1 protein-coding gene is annotated in these 626 nt (G+C 46.5%); it reads left to right on the forward strand.

The window, feature by feature from the left end; translation table 11 throughout:
* Window positions 1-63: 63 nt before the first annotated feature.
* On the forward strand, window positions 64-626 hold a 563-nt coding region (locus R7Z49_RS25955; protein ID WP_318112547.1), incomplete at its 3' end, for a sulfite exporter TauE/SafE family protein.

Consider the following 626-nt stretch of genomic DNA (forward strand, 5'->3'; position numbering starts at 1 on the left):
TAGAACATGCGTTCTCAAAATCTAAGACTCTAATAACCAATAAGAACATAACAAGGATTGTTTATGCTGCTGGAATTGGCTCTGTTGTTTGCTGCAGGCGTGCTAGGTGGAATCATGAATTCGATAGCAGGAGGTGGGAGTTTTATCACCTTCCCCGCCCTAATGGCGGTTGGCGTGCCGCCCATCATGGCTAACGCCACCAACACTTACGCGGCGTGCGCGGGATACATAAGCGGTGCCGTGGGCTTTCGTGAAGAAATTTTGAAAAACAAACAAGAACTGCTATTCACCGTTTCGTTCAGCTTAGTCGGTGGCGCAGTTGGCGCGTATCTTCTTCTCAACACGCCAGAATCACTGTTTTTGGAAGCCATTCCTTGGCTACTTTTGTTTGCTACGGTGCTATTTCTTACAGGTTCGCGGTTAACAATGATCATCAAATCCATCACCAGAGAACATAAACACGCTGGCGTTTTAGGCTTAATCGCATTGAGTTTGTTGTTGGTGGGCGTTTCAGCATACGGCGGATTTTTTAATGCCGGATTAGGTGTGATTGTTCTGAGTTACCTCGTTGTGGCGGGCCATCAAGACATCAACTTGATGAATGGGCTTAAACTTCTGGTTTCAAC

It is taken from the genome of Vibrio sp. 1562, assembly GCF_033340155.1.
In the GTDB taxonomy this organism is placed as follows: Bacteria; Pseudomonadota; Gammaproteobacteria; order Enterobacterales; family Vibrionaceae; genus Vibrio; species Vibrio alginolyticus.